15 protein-coding genes are annotated in these 16,722 nt (G+C 60.5%); 3 read left to right on the top strand and 12 right to left on the bottom strand.

What is annotated here, in order from left to right:
* Positions 1-91 precede the first annotated feature (91 nt).
* From ACZRMS_RS05460 to ACZRMS_RS05430, 7 genes are all read right to left on the bottom strand, one after another.
* Entirely contained in the window at positions 92-649 is a 558-nt protein-coding gene (locus ACZRMS_RS05460; protein WP_463994439.1) for a phosphonate degradation HD-domain oxygenase, read from the bottom strand.
* Entirely contained in the window at positions 649-1,776 is a 1,128-nt protein-coding gene (locus ACZRMS_RS05455; protein ID WP_463994438.1) for a TIGR03364 family FAD-dependent oxidoreductase, read from the bottom strand. Before ACZRMS_RS05455 ends, ACZRMS_RS05460 begins: the two co-directional genes overlap by 1 nt.
* A gap of 139 nt (positions 1,777-1,915) precedes the next feature.
* A complete protein-coding gene (locus ACZRMS_RS05450) occupies positions 1,916-2,938 on the bottom strand; it encodes a putative 2-aminoethylphosphonate ABC transporter substrate-binding protein (protein ID WP_463994437.1) in 1,023 nt (340 codons plus the stop codon).
* A gap of 35 nt (positions 2,939-2,973) precedes the next feature.
* On the bottom strand, positions 2,974-4,698 hold the full coding sequence (locus ACZRMS_RS05445) for a putative 2-aminoethylphosphonate ABC transporter permease subunit (protein ID WP_463994436.1): 1,725 nt from the start codon (positions 4,696-4,698) through the stop codon (positions 2,974-2,976).
* A gap of 1 nt (position 4,699) precedes the next feature.
* The gene (locus tag ACZRMS_RS05440; RefSeq protein ID WP_463994435.1) at positions 4,700-5,776 is read right to left on the bottom strand and encodes a putative 2-aminoethylphosphonate ABC transporter ATP-binding protein; all 1,077 of its coding nucleotides are present in this window, start codon (positions 5,774-5,776) and stop codon (positions 4,700-4,702) included.
* A 220-nt stretch (positions 5,777-5,996) separates the two neighbouring features.
* A complete protein-coding gene (locus ACZRMS_RS05435) occupies positions 5,997-6,860 on the bottom strand; it encodes a LysR family transcriptional regulator (protein WP_463994434.1) in 864 nt (287 codons plus the stop codon).
* A gap of 16 nt (positions 6,861-6,876) precedes the next feature.
* Entirely contained in the window at positions 6,877-9,111 is a 2,235-nt protein-coding gene (locus tag ACZRMS_RS05430; RefSeq protein ID WP_463994433.1) for a heavy metal translocating P-type ATPase, read from the bottom strand.
* Positions 9,112-9,197: 86 nt separating this feature from the next.
* Between ACZRMS_RS05430 and cadR the strand changes: the two genes are divergently transcribed.
* Positions 9,198-9,647: a Cd(II)/Pb(II)-responsive transcriptional regulator gene (gene cadR, locus ACZRMS_RS05425; protein ID WP_463994628.1), complete on the top strand. Its 450-nt coding sequence runs from the start codon at positions 9,198-9,200 to the stop codon at positions 9,645-9,647.
* Between the two features lie 92 nt (positions 9,648-9,739).
* Here cadR and ACZRMS_RS05420 read toward each other — a convergent pair whose 3' ends face one another.
* Together ACZRMS_RS05420 and lgt are read right to left on the bottom strand one after the other, a co-directional pair.
* A complete protein-coding gene (locus ACZRMS_RS05420; RefSeq protein WP_463994432.1) occupies positions 9,740-10,711 on the bottom strand; it encodes a thymidylate synthase in 972 nt (323 codons plus the stop codon).
* A 53-nt stretch (positions 10,712-10,764) separates the two neighbouring features.
* Positions 10,765-11,568 carry a prolipoprotein diacylglyceryl transferase gene (lgt, locus tag ACZRMS_RS05415; protein ID WP_463994431.1) on the bottom strand — a complete coding sequence of 268 codons (804 nt, stop codon included), beginning with the start codon at positions 11,566-11,568 and terminating at the stop codon, positions 10,765-10,767.
* A 154-nt stretch (positions 11,569-11,722) separates the two neighbouring features.
* Here lgt and ACZRMS_RS05410 point away from each other — a divergent pair, with 154 nt between their 5' ends.
* Entirely contained in the window at positions 11,723-12,469 is a 747-nt protein-coding gene (locus ACZRMS_RS05410; protein ID WP_463994430.1) for an NRDE family protein, read from the top strand.
* A gap of 115 nt (positions 12,470-12,584) precedes the next feature.
* Here ACZRMS_RS05410 and ptsP read toward each other — a convergent pair whose 3' ends face one another.
* Complete coding sequence (gene ptsP / locus ACZRMS_RS05405) at positions 12,585-14,864, bottom strand: phosphoenolpyruvate--protein phosphotransferase (RefSeq protein ID WP_463994429.1); 2,280 nt, start codon at positions 14,862-14,864, stop codon at positions 12,585-12,587.
* A gap of 21 nt (positions 14,865-14,885) precedes the next feature.
* The gene (locus tag ACZRMS_RS05400; RefSeq protein ID WP_019828104.1) at positions 14,886-15,365 is read right to left on the bottom strand and encodes an RNA pyrophosphohydrolase; all 480 of its coding nucleotides are present in this window, start codon (positions 15,363-15,365) and stop codon (positions 14,886-14,888) included.
* A 143-nt stretch (positions 15,366-15,508) separates the two neighbouring features.
* On the opposite strand from ACZRMS_RS05400, the gene ACZRMS_RS05395 reads away from it, so the two are divergent.
* Entirely contained in the window at positions 15,509-16,165 is a 657-nt protein-coding gene (locus ACZRMS_RS05395; protein ID WP_463994428.1) for a histidinol-phosphatase, read from the top strand.
* 124 nt (positions 16,166-16,289) lie between these two features.
* On the opposite strand, the gene ACZRMS_RS05390 is transcribed toward ACZRMS_RS05395, so the two are convergent.
* Positions 16,290-16,718 carry a DUF2269 family protein gene (locus ACZRMS_RS05390; protein ID WP_463994427.1) on the bottom strand — a complete coding sequence of 143 codons (429 nt, stop codon included), beginning with the start codon at positions 16,716-16,718 and terminating at the stop codon, positions 16,290-16,292.
* Between the last annotated feature and the right edge of the window lie 4 nt (positions 16,719-16,722).

The raw sequence follows: 16,722 nt of genomic DNA, 5'->3' as shown, positions 1-16,722 counted from the left end.
GCGGGCTTGCTCGCGATGCAGGCGACGCGGTGTAACTGTTACACCACGGCGATCCGATCGCGAGCAAGCCCGCTCCCACAAGAAACGGTGCTTAAGCCTCTAACAGGCGGATGGCCTTGTCCTTGAGGATTTGCAGGTCGATCAGCGGCACGTGCATTTCCTTGGCCTGCTCATCCCAGCCCCGCATGCGCAGGCTCAGCTGGCACAGCGGGTCTTGTTCAAAGACATCCGCCTCGGCCTCGCTCATCACCCCGCCCTGATAACCCAGGGTGCGAATACTGGCTTCGCTCAACAGGTCGTAGTAACCCGGCTCGCGCAATGTGAGATAGCGCTTGGCCTGTACGTGGTACTCCACCAGCCTGACCAGCCGCTCGCTGAAACCTGCACGACGCAGGTAGTTGGCGCCCACCAACTCATGGCTGACCACGCCATAACCGCCCATGTTCTGCGCATCATTGACGCATAAGTGCCCAATATCGTGAAAGAAGGCGGCCAGTACCACTTCGTCGTCACAGCCCTCGGCCAACGCCAGCTGCGCCGCCTGGGACATGTGTTCAATCTGCGACACGGGTTCACCGATGTAATCGTCGGTACCGTATTGCTGATACAAACCAAACACGTCTTCAACCACTTGTTGGGCAAGCGTCATTACATGCACTCCAGCATCCGGGCGATATTACCCTCGGCCATCGCCGGGCCCACGCTCATGCCCACCCCGGTGTGCATCAGTGCCGCATTCAGGCCGGGCGCCACTTCCAGCCAGCTGAACGGTTTGGCCCCTCGAGCACCATAGACGCCCTGCCAGCGTTCAACCACTTGCACTTCGCAGCCCAGGGTTTCTTCACACAGCTGGAGCATCCAGTTATCTACTTGTTCACCGTTGAACGGTGAAGGATCGCGACTGTAATCGTGAGAATCACCGACGATCAACTCACCATAAGGTGTTGGACTGATCAGCAAATGGATGCCGTGCCGGTCCAGGTGCGGGCTGTCGCGCAGGATCTCGGCCTGTACCTCTGCCGCTTCCGGCAGGTCGGCAAATGCACCGTAATGCACACAGCTCAGGCCGGTCATCAGCGCGTGTTGCAGCTGCAAATCGACCTTGGGCCGCACACGCAGCATTTGCAGACGGCAGATCTGTGGATTCAGTTTGGCCAGCGGCTCGGCCAGCAACGTCAGGTAATCGTGACCCGAACACACAATCACCTGCGCGCCCTTGAAGCTGCCCGCGGTGGTGTGCACCTGACCGGGCTCGACGTCGCGCACCAGAGTCGAAAAGTGAAACTCGACACCCAAATCCTGTCTCAGGTAATCGATCAGTGCCGGGATAGCTTCGCGGGAATAAACCTGCTGATCGTCCAGCCCGTGCAGCGCAGCACGGTGATGGCTGAACTGGCCGCCATAGAGGGTGTTCAGCTCCGCCCCACGCAGCAGCTCGGCACGGTAGCCAAACTCGCGGGCACGGCCCTGGCAGAAGGCGTCGAGCAACTGCTCTTCGGCCTCAGTGCGGGCGAACAGATACGAGCCATTACGCTTGAGGTCAAAGCCCGCACGCTGCGCCCATTCGCCCCAAATACCACGGCTGGCCTGGGCCAGGTCGAGCATCACCCCCGGCGGCTGGCCGGTGACCAGCGCCTGGCCAAAGTTGCGCACCGAAGCACCCAGGGGCGTAGCGGTGCGTTCGAATACGCGCACCTTGAGCCCGCGTCTTGCAGCGGCGTAGGCATGGGACAAGCCCAGAATGCCTGCGCCGACGATAAGGATTGGTTGAGTCATAACGATGTCCTGAAGGGCAACTTCACTTCCCTTGTGGGAGCGGGCTTGCTCGCGATACAAACGCCGCGGTGCGGCTGTCCAACCGCAGCGATCCAATCGCGGGCAAGCCCGCTCCCACAGGTCTTTTGTGGCTACAAAACTACTGCGCCGCTTTCTCGGACTTGCCGTCATAGCGCTTGCGCCATTCGGCCAGAATGCTGTCGCGGTTCTGCGAAGCCCAGGCGAAGTCGTTCTTGATCAGGCGCTGCTCGTAATCGGCCGGCAGTTCGGTCTGGGGCTTGGCAATGCCGGGTTGTGCCAGTACGGCAAAGTTCTCTTTATAAAGCTCCATCGCCGCAGGGCTGGCGGAAAAGTCAGCCAGCTTTTTCGCCGCTTCTTCGTGTGGCGTGCCCTTGATCACAGCCGTGGCTTCGATTTCCCAGCCCAGGCCTTCTTTTGGCAACACGATGTCCAGCGGTGCGCCCTGGCGCTTGAGCTGAACGGCGGGGTATTCAAACGAAATACCGATCGGGAACTCACCCGAGGCCGCCAGCTTGCACGGCTTGGAACCCGAGTGGACGTACTGGCCGATGTTCTGGTGCAGATCATCCATAAACTGCCAGCCCTGCTTCTCGCCGAAGGTTTGCAGCCAGGCGCTGACGTCCAAAAAGCCCGTGCCGGACGAGGCCGGGTTTGGCATGACGATCTTGCCCTTGTACTCGGGCTTGGTCAGGTCCTGCCAGCTCACCGGCTTGGTCAGGCCCTGCTTTTCGGCTTCGATGGTGTTGAAGCAAATGGTCGCGGCCCACACGTCCATCCCCACCCAGGCCGGCGGGTTGGCCGCATCACGGTAGTTGGCGCCGATCTTGGCCAGGTCTTGGGGCGCATAGCTTTGCAGCATGCCTTGCTGATCGAGGATCGCCAGGCTGGAAGCCGCCAGGCCCCACACGGCATCCGCTTGCGGGCGGGCTTTTTCGGCCAGCAGCTTGGCAGTGATGATGCCGGTGGAGTCACGTACCCACTTGATCTCTACGTCCGGGTTGGCCTTCTCAAAAGCCTGCTTATAGGTTTTGAGCTGCTCGGCTTCGAGGGCCGTGTACACGGTCAGCTCGGTTTTGGCAGCAAACGCGTTGAAGCTAAAAGCGGTGAGGACAGCAGCGGCAAGAGCAAGTGGCTTGAACATGGTGCGGTTCCTTTTAGTTTTAGTGGGTTGGCAAATCATTGCGCTGGAGCGCCCTGGCGCCAGGCCTGGGAGCGACGCAGCAAACCCCGCGAAGCCCAGGCCAGCAGCAGGGACACACCCGCCGAGGTGAACAGGATCAGGGTCGACATGGCCGCCGCGCCGCCAACGTTGCCGGCGTCGTCCATGTTCAGCACCGCCACCGCCGCCAGGATGGTGTCGGGGCTGTAGAGAAAGATCGCCGCCGATACGGTGGTCATCGCCGAAACGAACAGGTAGCGGATGATGTCCAGCAGCGCCGGCAGGCAGATCGGGACGGTGACCCGCCAGTAATGGCGATATAGCGGGGCCTTGAGCGACAGCGCAGCTGCTTCGAATTCGCCGTCGAGCTGGCGCAAGGCGGTGGTGGCGGTCATTTGCGCGGTGGTCAAATAGTGAGCAATGGTGCACACCACCAGCAGGGTCATGGTGCCGTAGAGCACGTGTAACGGGTTGCCCGGCAGGTTGAAAAAGAACACATAGCCCAGGCCCAGAACCAGGCCCGGCACCGCCATCGGTACAAAACTGAGCATGCGCAGCGCCAGGTTCAGTCCTTTCTGACCCTTGGTTTTTTCCATCAGGTAGGCACCGGTGAAGATCACCGCGCTGCCAATCAGGGCGGTACACAGCGCCATCGTCACGCTGTTGCGATAGGCCAGCCAGCCGCCGCCGGCGGTGTCATTGAACTGGTAGTGGCTGAGCGACAACGACAGGTTGTACGGCCAGAACTTGACCAGCGACGAATACACGGCCATGCCGAACACCAGTAGCAAGGTGGCGCATATCAGCATCACGATGGCCAGATAGCAGCGATCGCGAACTTTGGACGGTACCGGCTTGAACACCTGGGCGCGGCCGCTCATTGAATCGCCATGTTGGCGACGCAGCCAGGCATCGACGCCGAAGCTGAGCAGCGCCGGCAGCAGCAACACCATGCCGATCAAGGCGCCGCGACCAAACTGTTGCTGGCCGACCACGGCCTTATAGGCTTCCAGCGCCAGCACTTGATAGTCGCCGCCCACCACCACAGGCACGCCGAAGTCGGTGATGGTCAGGGTGAACACCAGGCAGAACGCTGCGAACACGGCTTGTTTGGTGCCCGGCCAGGTGATGCTGCGAAAGGCTTTGAAAGGCCCGGCGCCCATGCTCGATGCGGCATCGAACAGACGCGCATCGGCCAGCGACAAGGCCGACAGCAAAATCATCAGGGCATGGGGGAAGGTGTAAATCACTTCACCGAGGACAATCCCCCAGAAGCCGTAGATGTTGTCCGAAATCAGCCCACGCAACATGCCCTGGTTACCGAACAGGTACACCAGTGCAATGCCCGGCAACATCGACGGCGCCATCAGCGGCAACAGCGACAGCCCGCGCCAGACACGCTTGCCGGGGATCATGGTGCGCTGCAAAGCGTAGGCAAACAGATAGGCCAGCGGTACGACAATCGCCGCCACGCTCAACGACACCTTGAGGCTGTTACCGACCAGCCAATGGAAGTTATCGCTGGTGACCAGCTCCCGGGCGGCGACCCAACCGCCGCCCTGGCCATCTTCGGCGCTGAACCCGCGCCAGAAGATCGCCAGCAACGGCATCAACACCGCGACGCCCAACAACAGCAGCAACAGCAGCTTGCCGCCCACGACGAAGATGCGGTCACCGAGCTCGGCCTTCGAGGCTTTACGGGTCACGTTGCCGGTCAACGGCAGGGACATTTGGGCGGCCATCTCAGGCAAACACCTGCAGGCTGCCAGGCGGCAGGGCGACAAAAATGTCCGGAGCGCCAAGGCGCGGCAAGTCCTGGGTACCGACTTCGGCAGTCAGCGCATGGCCCGGCAAATGGTTGAGCTCGAAGCTCATGCGGCAGCGATTGCCCAGAAAGGTGATTTCACGCACCCGCGCCGGGAACAGGTTTTCCTGGTGCAGCACCGGGTTGACGCTGATGGCTTCGGGGCGACAGAACAAACGGCCCGAGGCGGCCCGCCCGGCGTCGTCTGCCAGTCGCATGTTCATCCCGCCCACCTGCGCGTGGCTGTCACTGTTGCGCTGGAACGGCAACCAGTTGCCCTGCCCGACAAACTCGGCGACAAACGGCGTGGCGGGTTTGTCGTAGATTTCTTGCGGGGTGGCGTATTGCTCGACCTTGCCGTTGTTCATCACGGCGATGCGGTCGGCCATCAACATGGCTTCGTCCTGGTTGTGGGTCACCATCAAGGTGGTAATCCCCAGGCTGCGCTGCAGTTGGCGCAGTTCGGTACACAGATGCTCACGGACTCGGGCATCGAGTGCCGACATCGGCTCATCGAGCAACAACAAGGACGGCGACGGCGCCAGTGCGCGGGCCAGCGCAACGCGTTGCTGCTGGCCGCCGGAAAGCTGGCCCGGGAACTTCTTTTCGCTGCCGGTCAGGCCCACCAGCTCCAGCATGTCGCCAACCCGCTTGCGCACCACATCGCGATTGCTGCCAGCCAGGCCGTAAGCGATGTTGGCTTCAACGCTCAGGTTGGGGAACAGGGCGTAGGACTGAAACAGAATCCCGTAATCACGGGCTTGAGGTGCAAGGTCGGACACATTGCGCTCACCGAGGTACAACGCACCGTCGTCCTGACGCTCCAGCCCTGCGATGCAACGCAATAGCGTGGTCTTGCCGCAGCCGGAAGGCCCGAGCAGACACACCAGCTCGCCTGCAGCCACGTCCAGCGAGACGTTGTCCAGGGCGGTAAAGGCGCCAAAGCGCTTGCTCACGTTGCGCACCTTCATCGGTACGCCGGGTTGGGTCAAAGCGGTTGCGTTCGAGTGGTTCATGGATGCACCTCATCAAGCAGATGGGGGTCATCCTAGAGGCGCAATGCGTACAAGATGTGGCAGCAAGGCCAAAGCTGCCGATAGTGGTATTGGTGAATTTGGGTATGGCTGCAGGGTCATTGTGGGAGCGGGCTTGCTCGCGAAGGCCTTACCGCGTTTTGCCTGACCGACCGCATCGTCTGCATCGCGAGCAAGCCCGCTCCCACATTAATGACGTGTTTCAGGCCGGGGCCATTTCCTGGGCCAACCCCAAAAAGGCAGCGGGCAAACGCGCCGATTTACGCTCTTTGAGGCAGTACAGGTATTCATGGATAAGCGGCGCATTTTCCAGCGTAAGTACCCGCAGTTGCGGGTCGTGCGGCACCTCTTGCCGGGCAATGATGCTGATGCCGATATTGCGCAATACCGCCTCGCGGATCGACTCGCGGCTGCCGATCTCCAGCAGCGGGCCAAAGCTCACACCGGCGCTGGCCAGCAGCTCTTCTGTCAGCTTGCGCGTGGTCGAACCCTGCTCGCGCATCAACAGGCAATGCCCCGCCAGCGCACTCAACGGCACGTGTTCGAGCTTGGCCAGCGGGTGATTGCGATGCACCGCCAGCACCAGCGGATCGGTGCCGAGTACGCGGCGAATCAGGCGTGGGTCTTCCAGTAACTGCGACGACGCGGCGATGTCGACCCGGTATTCATCCAGCGCCTCCAGCACCTGCTGGGAGTTGCCGATGTCCACCGACACTTCGATCTGCGGCAAGCGTTCGCGAAAGGCCTTCACCAGATCGAGAATGTAATACGGGGCCGTGGCGGCGATGCGCAAGGTGCCGCTGCCCTGGCCGCTGTTGCGCAAAAAAAACTCGATATCGGCCTCTTGCTGCATCAGCGCCTTGACCATCGGCAGCAAGCGCACCCCCTCATCGCTGAGGGTCAGGCGCCGTCCGCCGCGATAAAACAGCTCCACGGCGTACTGGCTTTCGAGGTTGCGGATTTGCGTGGTCACGGTCGGCTGGCTAAGCCCGAGCTTTTTCGCGGCCTGAGTAATGCTGCCCAACTGGGCCACCCGGTAAAACGCTTTCAGCTCGGCACTCAGCACTGCGGCCTCTCTTGATCTATTTGCGCAACAGGCGCAAACCGTTGAATACCACCAACAGGCTGACGCCCATGTCGGCAAACACGGCCATCCACATGGTGGCCATACCGAGGAAGGTTACCGCAAGAAAGATCGCTTTAATGACCAATGCCAGGGCAATGTTCTGCTTCAGGATGCTGGAGGTCTGGCGTGACAGACGAATGAATGCCGGGATCTTGCGTAGATCGTCGTCCATCAGGGCGACATCGGCGGTCTCGATGGCAGTATCGGTGCCGGCTGCCGCCATCGCAAAACCAATCTCGGCACGGGCCAGGGCCGGGGCATCGTTGATCCCGTCACCCACCATGCCCACGTGATGGCCCTGGGCATACAGCGCTTCAATCGCCTTGAGCTTGTCCTCTGGCAGCAGGTTGCCCTCGGCCTGATCGATGCCCACTTGTGCGGCAATCGCATTGGCTGTGTGCGGGTTGTCTCCCGTCAGCATCAGGGTTTTGATGCCCAGGGCGTGCAGTTCAGCAATCGCCTGACGGCTCGATTCCTTGACCGTGTCAGCCACCGCGAACAGGGCCATGGGGCCTGTGCTGTCGCAGAGCAGAATCACGGTTTTGCCCTGCTCTTCCAGTGCAAAGAGTTTGGCTTCAAGGGCAGGCGAGCAAAGGCCCAGATCTTCCACCAGGCGGTGGTTACCCAAGTGGTAAAGCTTGCCGTCAATCTCGCCGCGCACACCGCGACCTGCCAGGGCGGCAAAGTTATCCACAGCGCGCCATTGCAGTTTTTTATCCACAGCCGCAGTGGCCACGGCCAGCGATACCGGGTGGTCGGAGCGCGAAGCCAGGCTCGCTGCCAGCAACACCGCGCTGTCGGCGACCAACGGATCAAGCGGCAGATAGTCGGTCTGTACCGGTTTGCCGTGGGTGATGGTGCCGGTCTTGTCGAGGGCCAGAAAATCGAGTTTGTGACCGCTTTCCAGGTACACACCGCCCTTGACCAGAATCCCCTTGCGGGCCGCTGCCGCCAGGCCGCTGACAATGGTCACCGGGGTCGAAATCACCAGCGCGCACGGGCACGCCACCACCAGCAACACCAGCGCCCGATAGACCCAATCGAACCACACGCCGCCCATAAACAGAGGCGGGATCACGGCCACTGCCAGGGCAAAGATAAATACCAGCGGGGTGTAGATTTTGGCGAAGCTGTCGACGAAGCGCTGGGTCGGTGCCCGTGCGCCCTGGGCTTGTTCCACGGCGTGGATGATGCGGGCCAGGGTCGAGTTGTTGGCCGCAGCCGTCACCCGGTACTCCAGGGCTCCGGCCTGGTTGATGGTGCCGGCGAAGACTTTGTCGCCAATGGTCTTTTCGATCGGCAGACTTTCGCCGGTAATCGGTGCCTGATCGATAGTCGAACTGCCCGCGATCACTTCGCCGTCCAGGCCGATCCGCTCACCGGGGCGCACCCGCACGATGGCACCCAGCGCGATGTCCTTGACCTCCAGCTCAAGCCAGCTGCCATCGGCTTGTTGCACGGTGGCCTTGTCCGGTGCCATTTGCATCAGGCCGCTAATGGCATTGCGCGCACGGTCGAGGGATTTGGCTTCGATCAACTCGGCCACGGTAAACAGGAACATCACCATGGCCGCCTCTGGCCATTGACCGATCAGCACCGCGCCGGTCACGGCGATGCTCATCAGGGCGTTGATGTTCAGGTTGAGGTTTTTCAGGGCAATCCAGCCCTTTTTGTAGGTGGTCAGGCCGCCGCTGAGGATCGACACCAGCGCCACCAACGCAATCACCCAGGTCGGCGCCGCATCGGTGAAGTGCAGCACTTCAGCCGCCAACGCACCCACACCGGCCACCGCCAGCGGCCACCAATGCTTCTTGGCCGGTGGCGCCGCAGCTTCTACTCCGGGCTCCAGCGGGTCGGCCTGCATGCCAAGGGATTTGATCGCCTCCACAATCGGGTCGGTGGACGGCAGGTCGTGGGTCACACCCAACACCCGGTTGATCAGGTTGAACTCCAGTTGCTGCACACCCGCCAGCTTGCCCAGTTTGTTCTGGATCAGCGTCTGTTCGGTGGGGCAGTCCATGGCTTCAATGCGAAAGCTGCTCAGGCGGGCGCCCGCCGTAGGGGCGGCGCCAAGCTTGATTACGCTAGGCCCGGCCGCTGTCGAGCAGCAGCTGTGAGCATGGCTGGCGTGGTCGTGCTTGTCGCCATGATCGTGGGAATGCTTGTGGGTCGTGTGAATGGAGTCGCTCATCAGGTTGCGTCCAGAGAAGGTGCCTGTTGCCAAGTAAAGACCCTGTAGCCACTATAGGGTCAAGCACCCTTTCGGAGATTAGCGTGATGAAAATTGGTGAGCTGGCGAAATTGACCGACTGTCAGGTCGAAACCATCCGTTATTACGAGCGTGAAGGGCTGCTGCCGGAGCCTGCGCGCAGTGAAGGCAATTACCGTCTGTACACCCAGGCCCATGTGGAGCGGCTGACGTTTATCCGCAATTGCCGCAGCCTGGACATGACCCTCGAAGAGATCCGCAGCCTGCTCAACTTGCGCGACAGCCCGCAGGACCAGTGCGAAAGCGTGAATGCGCTGATCGACGAGCACATCCACCACGTCAAGGCGCGGATCGACAGTTTACTGGCGTTGCAGATGCAACTGCTTGACCTGCGCCAACGCTGCAGCGAAGGGCCGAACGGGGAACATTGCGGGATTTTGCAGCGGCTGGAGATCAGCGGATCGGTCAGCACACCGGAAGGCGAGCCAAGCCATGTGGGCAGAAGCCACGGGCATTAAAGCAAAAACACCACTCACCTTGCGGGAGTGAGCCTGCTCGCGAAGACATCAACAAGACCTTCGCGAGCAGGCTCGCTCCCACAGGGATGCAGTTACACCGCCATCGGCGCGGTCATGGGTGCATGGTGCTGATAGCCTTCGAGGCTGAAGTCGCTTGGCTCGATCAGGCCCAACCACTCGGGCTGATAAACGCCGGTCTTGGCGAATTCCGGCACGCGGTCCGAAATAACCAGTTTCGGCATTGGGAACGGCTCGCGGGTCAGCTGTTCGTTGAGCATGTCCAGGTGGTTTTCATACACATGGGCGTCGCCGATGAAGTAGGTGAACCAGCGCGGCGTGTAGCCGGTCAGGCGCCCGATCAGGCTCAGCAACGCAGCGCCTTCAGTCAGGTTGAACGGCGTGCCCAGGCCCAGGTCGTTGGAACGGATGTAGAGCGTCAGGGAGATTTCCTTCGTCTCGACATTCGGGTGGAACTGGTACAGCAAATGGCACGGTGGCAAGGCCATTTCGTCGAGCTGGGCGCAGTTCCAGCCATGGAACAAAATGCGTCGGCTGCCCGGGTCATTGATGATGGTGTCCACACACTGACGCACCTGATCGATGGCCTTGTACAGCACCACATAGGCCTGACCGTCTTCTTCACCTTCGGCAATCTGGCGATAGCCCTGGCTCAGGCACAACTCGATGGCCGCCTGGTTGCTGCGCCCGACTTGCTTGTAAGCCGGCCATTTGCGCCATTGCACACCGTAGATCTCGCCAAGGTCGTCTTCGCCCTGGCGGAACGGGTTGGCCAGCCATTGGGCGTTTTCGTTGGCGTTCTGGTCCCAGACCTTGCAACCCAGTGCACGGAAGTCTGCCGCGCTGTTGACCGGGCGCAGGAAACCGCACATCTCGCCAATCGCAGACTTGAATGCCATGCGGCGGGTAGTGATGGCCGGGAAGCCTTCCTTGAGGTCATAGCGCAACATGGCGCCGGGCAGACTGATGGTCTTAACGCCCGTGCGGTTAGCTTGCAAGGTGCCGTTTTTGATGACGTTGGCAACGAGGTCGAGATATTGCTTCATGGTTTTCCTACCGTTTGAATGCAGGGCTTTATGAGCCCTGCGATTCGAATTCATTACACAGCTTTGTTAGCCGCCGGATCGCGGTGGTAAGCCCACCAGATCAGGAGCAGGCCGCCCGCGATCATCGGAATACAGAGGATCTGCCCCATCGTCACCCAGCCAAACGCCAGATAGCCTAGCTGAGCATCCGGCACGCGGACGAACTCGACGATAAAGCGGAAAATGCCGTAGAACAGGGCGAACATCCCGGAAACCGCCATGGTTGGGCGAGGTTTACGCGAGTACAGCCAAAGAATCAGGAACAGTGCCACACCTTCCAGCGCAAACTGATAAAGCTGCGACGGGTGGCGCGCCAGTTGTTGCGGGTCGGTGGGGAAGATCATCGCCCACGGCACATCACTGGCCTTGCCCCACAATTCGGCGTTGATGAAGTTGCCGATGCGCCCGGCGCCCAGACCAATCGGCACCACGGGGGCGATGAAGTCCATGATCTGGAAGAACGACTTGCCATTGCGCTTGCCGAACCACCAAACCGCCAGCATCACGCCGATCAACCCGCCGTGGAACGCCATGCCGCCTTTCCACACTTCAAAAATCAGCAGCGGGTTGGCGATGTAAGCACTCAGGTCGTAAAACAGCACGTAGCCCAGGCGACCACCGACAATCACGCCCATGGCCACCCAAAACACCAGGTCGGACAGTTTTTCTTTGGTCCAGGTCGGGTCGAAGCGGTTCAAGCGTCGCGACAGGATCAGCCAGGCTGCACCAATTCCGATCAGGTACATCAAGCCGTACCAATGAATTTTCAGCGGTCCAATGGCCAATGCCACCGGGTCAATCTGCGGATAAGGCAGCATTGCGACTCCTTGTTAGATCAGGAAACTCACACCGGCACAGGACATCGGCGCGGTACACAAACTGGGTCGGCATGGTAACGGAAGTCCACTCAATGGCGCGACACGCCGGGGCAATCTATAAGTAGAGTGATTAAAAAAACATTAAGGACTGCCCATGTGTCTGATCGTTTTCGCCTGGCGCCCCGGCCACGCCCAGCCTCTGGTGGTTGCGGCCAACCGCGATGAATTTTATGCACGACCCGCCAAACCCCTTGCACAGTGGGCCAATGCGCCGCAGGTGTATGCCGGCCGCGACCTTGAAGCGGGCGGAACCTGGCTGGGCATTGGTGCCAACGGGCGATTTGCGGCCCTGACCAATATCCGTGAACCCCACAAGCCGCCCTCACGCCGCTCGCGAGGCGAGTTGGTGGCCGACTTTTTGACCGGCAAGCAGACAGTTGCCGAGTACTTTGCGCACGTTGGCCAACGCTCTCTCGACTACGCGGGTTTCAATCTGCTCCTGGGCACCGGCGATCAACTCTGGCATTTCAATTCCCGGGACCTTGCGCCACAACCGCTGGGTGCTGGCATCTACGGCCTGTCGAATGCCGGGCTGGATACGCCCTGGCCCAAGCTGCTCAAGGCCAAGGCAGCGTTGGCTGAAGTGCTCAGCGATCCGCAACCTCAAGCGTTACTGGCATTGCTCAAGGACCCGCAAACCGCACCGTTCACCGAGCTGCCGGACACCGGCGTCGGCCTGGCCACCGAAAGCCTGTTGTCGAGTGTGTTTATCGCCAGCCCCAGCTACGGCACCCGCGCCAGCACGGCGTTGATCGTCAATGCAGACGGTTCCAGGGTGATCGTGGAGCACAGCTTCGGGCCGCTTGGCGGGCGGCTGGGGGAAGTGACATTGGCGGTGTGACGAATATTGCAAACACACACTCTGTGGAAGCGAACCTGCTCGCGAAGGCTCTTAAAACGCGATGTTCTTGAGACTTTCGCGAGCAGGCACGCTCCCACAGGAGGGTGAGAGCTTTTCAGTACGGCTTGATCGCCGCCGGGTTCATCATGCGGGTCAGCCCCATATTCTTCAGCGCAAGCTGAATGGTGCTGCGAATGACCTGCGGGTTATCGATGGTCATCACTTCGGCCAGCAGTTCCTTGGCGCGGCTCAGGGTGACCTGGCGCAGCATCCATTTCACTTTCGGCAAGTTGGTGGCGTTCATCGACAAGCTGTCAAAGCCCATCGCCATCAGCAGGATCGCCGCCGCCGGGTCACCGGCCATTTCACCGCAGATACTCGCCGGTTTGCCTTCAGCGTGTGCGTCACGCACCACCGATTGCAGGGCTTGCAGCACGGCCGGATGCAGGTAGTCGTACAAATCGGCAACCCGCGGGTTGTTGCGGTCCACGGCCAGCAGGTATTGGGTCAGGTCGTTGGAGCCCACAGACAGGAAGTCCACCTGGCGCGCCAGCTCTTTGGTCTGGTACACCGCAGCCGGGATTTCGATCATCACGCCAATGGGCGGCATCGGCACATCGGTGCCTTCGTCACGCACTTCACCCCAGGCACGGTGCAGCAGGTGCAGGGCTTCTTCGAGCTCGTGGGTGCCGGAGATCATCGGCAGCAAAATACGCAGGTTGTTCAGGCCTTCGCTGGCCTTGAGCATGGCCCGGGCCTGAACCAGAAAAATTTCGGGGTGGTCGAGGGTGACGCGAATCCCGCGCCAGCCGAGGAACGGGTTGTCTTCTTTGATCGGGAAGTACGACAGTGACTTGTCGCCGCCAATGTCCAGGCTGCGCATGGTCACCGGCTGCGGATGGAAGGCGGCAAGTTGCTCGCGATAAATCGCCAGCTGCTCCTTTTCACTCGGAAAGCGCTGATTGATCATGAACGGCACTTCAGTGCGGTATAGACCTACGCCTTCGGCCCCACGCTGCTGCGCACGCGCCACATCGGCCAGCAGGCCGGTGTTGACCCACAGCGGCATGCGGTGCCCGTCAGGGGTAATGCACGGCAGCTCACGCAGGGCATCGAGGCCCTGGGACAGCTGGCGTTCTTCTTCGACCACTTCAGCGTATTGCTTGCGCAGCATTTCGCTGGGGTTGGTGTAGACCTCCCCGTGGTAGCCGTCGACGATCATCTGAATGCCGTCGACCTTGGAGTACGGCAGGTCGACCAGGCCCATCACTGTCGGGATACCCATGGCCCGGGCCAGGATGGCGACGTGGGAGTTGCCCGAACCCAATACCGACACCAGACCGACCAGCTTGCCCTCAGGCACTTCGCCGAGCATGGTCGCGGTCAGTTCTTCGCTGACCAGAATGGTGTTGTCGGGGTAGACCATGGTTTGCTGGCGATCATGCTGCAAGTAGGCCAGCAGTCGGCGCCCGAGGTCACGCACATCCGACGCCCGCTCACGCAGGTAGTCGTCGTCCATCAATTCGAAACGGTTGACGTGATCAGTCACCACCTGGCGCAAAGCGCCCTGGGCCCACTGACCGGTCTTGATTACATTTTTGACTTCGCTGCCCAGCGACGCATCGTCAAGCATCATCAGGTACACATCGAACAGCGCCTGCTCTTCGGGTCGCAGCTGGGTGGCGAGCTTTTTAGACACCGCGCGCATGTCATTGCGCACGCCTTCGAGGGCGGTTTTGAACAACGCAATTTCGGCAGGAATATCAGTGATGGTCTTGTCGGGGACCACATCCAGATCAGCCGGGGGCAGCATGACCACCGCAGTACCCACCGCCGCACCCGGTGAACCCGGTACGCCGACGAACTTGGCTTCCTGGATGCCCTTGCCCTGACGCCCCAGACCGCGAATCGAACCCGTTGCTTCGGCGTGGGCAATAACCCCGGCCAGTTGCGCGCTCATGGTCACGAGGAAGGCTTCTTCGCCCTCATCGAACTGGCGGCGTTCCTTTTGCTGAATGACCAGAACCCCGACCACGCGACGGTGGTGGATGATCGGCGCCCCCAGGAAAGAGGCATAACGCTCCTCCCCGGTCTCGGCAAAGTAACGATAGCGCGGGTGATCGGCGGCGTTTTCGAGGTTCAGAGGCTCTTCACGGGTCCCCACAAGGCCGACGAGGCCTTCGTTGGGCGCCATGCTGACTTTGCCGATCGAGCGCTTGTTCAAGCCCTCGGTGGCCATCAGGACAAAACGGTTGGTCTCTGGATCAAGCAAATAGACCGAGCAGACCTGGCTGCTCATGGCCTCTTTGACGCGCAACACAATAATCCCCAACGCCGCCTTGAGATCCTTGGCGGAGTTAACTTCCTGGACGATCTTGCGCAGCGTATTGAGCATGGCTCGGGGTCGAACTCCGTGTCAGGCGCGCGTTAAAAGGCGCGGGGCAAGCTCTTTGAGAGCGCGACGGTAGACCTCGCGCTTGAATGTCACCACCTGGCCCAACGGGTACCAATAACTGACCCAACGCCAGCCATCGAACTCCGGTTTACCGGTCAAATCCATCCGCACCCGCTGCTCGTTAGAGACCAGGCGCAGCAAAAACCACTTCTGCTTCTGGCCGATGCACAGCGGTTGGCTGTGGGTACGGACCAGGCGTTGCGGCAAACGATAACGCAACCAGCCTCGCGTGCAGGCGAGTATTTCTACATCTTCGCGTTCAAGGCCAACTTCTTCGTTCAGCTCACGGTACAAGGCGTCTTCCGGCGTTTCATCAGGGTTGATACCCCCCTGCGGAAACTGCCAGGCATCTTGATTGATACGGCGAGCCCAAAGTACCTGACCAGCATCATTTGTCAGAATAATCCCGACATTAGGGCGGAAACCATCGGGGTCGATCACGGCAACAACCTCGCAAACGCATGTCGCCGCATTGTTCCACAAAGGTTGTGAAAGCAGCAACGCGCCTTCCTGCCTTATGTGCACTCTTATTAAAAGACCGTATTCTTGTGGCCTTTTCTCAGACAACTCAACGGGTAACCTCAATGCGTCTGGCTTTATTCGACTTGGACAACACCCTTCTGGGCGGTGACAGCGATCACGCCTGGGGCGATTACCTGTGCCAACGGGGCATTCTCGATGGCGACGCCTACAAGGCGCGCAACGACGCGTTCTACCAGGATTACCTGGCCGGCCAGCTCGATAACGCTGCCTATCTGAACTTCAGCATGGAAATCTTTGGCCGCCATGACATGGCGCAACTGGATCAGTGGCACCGCGAATTCATGCGCGACTGCATCGAACCCCTGATGCTGCCCAAGGCTCTGGACCTGCTGGCCAGACACCGCGAAGCGGGCGACACGCTGGTGATTATCACCGCTACCAACCGCGTGGTCACAGCCCCCATTGCCAAAAAACTCGGCGTGGAACACTTGATTGCCACCGAGTGCGAAATCGTCGATGGCCGCTACACCGGCCGCAGCACCGACGTGCCGTGTTTCCGTGAAGGCAAGGTCACGCGTTTGAACCGATGGGTTGAGGAAAACGGCTACAGCCTTGAAGACAGCTATTTCTACAGCGACTCGATGAACGACTTGCCGTTGCTGGAGCAAGTTGACCATCCGGTGGCGGTAGACCCGGATCCAAACTTGCAGGCCGAGGCCATCAAGCGTGGCTGGGAAATCATTTCGCTACGCGACTGACACACAACCCGTGGGAGCGGGCTTGCTCGCGATAAGATCGCCGCGGTTTTTCTGCAAGACCGCAGTGATGCCATCGCGAGCAAGTCGAATCGTCGCACCGCCGCTCCCACACAAGCAATTGTGCTTAAACCGGCTTCGCGCCCATCAACCCGGCAATCGCAATAAAGCAAATTGCACAAAAAATCGCCAACCCCAGCGTAAAGCCCGGATACCTGGCCATTCGCCCCAACCGCAGGCGATTAAGGCGCACCACCAGCCACACCCAGCTCAGGCTGCCAACCAGATACAAGCAACTGCCCGCCAGTAGCCACAACTGGCTCAGCGGCCAGCCGGCCAGGTGCACCAGAAACCAGCCGCTGACCGGCAACGCCAGCAAACACAGCCCCATCAACGCCCATACAAAACTCCATGGCCGCTGCACCATCCCGCCCGACAGGTTTTTATCCCCTGCCCGCCAACGACGGATCACCACAACCAGCAAGGCAATGGCGCTGACAAACAACAGCAGTGTCGACACGCCATGCAGCAGTTTTAACGCCGTGAACATTTCCATTTGA

This window comes from Pseudomonas sp. B424 (assembly GCF_055408345.1).
Note: the sequence above shows the minus strand (reverse complement) of the source record. Positions and strands in the feature narration are given on the sequence as shown.

Excerpts from the sequence above, each read along its gene's own strand:
- ACZRMS_RS05460 (WP_463994439.1), bottom strand. The coding sequence starts at position 649 with ATGACGCTTGCCCAACAAGTGGTTGAAGACGTGTTTGGTTTGTATCAG.
- ACZRMS_RS05455 (WP_463994438.1), bottom strand. The coding sequence starts at position 1,776 with ATGACTCAACCAATCCTTATCGTCGGCGCAGGCATTCTGGGCTTGTCC.
- ACZRMS_RS05450 (WP_463994437.1), bottom strand. The coding sequence starts at position 2,938 with ATGTTCAAGCCACTTGCTCTTGCCGCTGCTGTCCTCACCGCTTTTAGC.
- ACZRMS_RS05445 (WP_463994436.1), bottom strand. The coding sequence starts at position 4,698 with ATGGCCGCCCAAATGTCCCTGCCGTTGACCGGCAACGTGACCCGTAAA.
- ACZRMS_RS05440 (WP_463994435.1), bottom strand. The coding sequence starts at position 5,776 with ATGAACCACTCGAACGCAACCGCTTTGACCCAACCCGGCGTACCGATG.
- ACZRMS_RS05430 (WP_463994433.1), bottom strand. The coding sequence starts at position 9,111 with ATGAGCGACTCCATTCACACGACCCACAAGCATTCCCACGATCATGGC.
- cadR (WP_463994628.1), top strand. The coding sequence starts at position 9,198 with ATGAAAATTGGTGAGCTGGCGAAATTGACCGACTGTCAGGTCGAAACC.
- ACZRMS_RS05420 (WP_463994432.1), bottom strand. The coding sequence starts at position 10,711 with ATGAAGCAATATCTCGACCTCGTTGCCAACGTCATCAAAAACGGCACC.
- lgt (WP_463994431.1), bottom strand. The coding sequence starts at position 11,568 with ATGCTGCCTTATCCGCAGATTGACCCGGTGGCATTGGCCATTGGACCG.
- ACZRMS_RS05410 (WP_463994430.1), top strand. The coding sequence starts at position 11,723 with ATGTGTCTGATCGTTTTCGCCTGGCGCCCCGGCCACGCCCAGCCTCTG.
- ptsP (WP_463994429.1), bottom strand. The coding sequence starts at position 14,864 with ATGCTCAATACGCTGCGCAAGATCGTCCAGGAAGTTAACTCCGCCAAG.
- ACZRMS_RS05395 (WP_463994428.1), top strand. The coding sequence starts at position 15,509 with ATGCGTCTGGCTTTATTCGACTTGGACAACACCCTTCTGGGCGGTGAC.
- ACZRMS_RS05390 (WP_463994427.1), bottom strand. The coding sequence starts at position 16,718 with ATGGAAATGTTCACGGCGTTAAAACTGCTGCATGGCGTGTCGACACTG.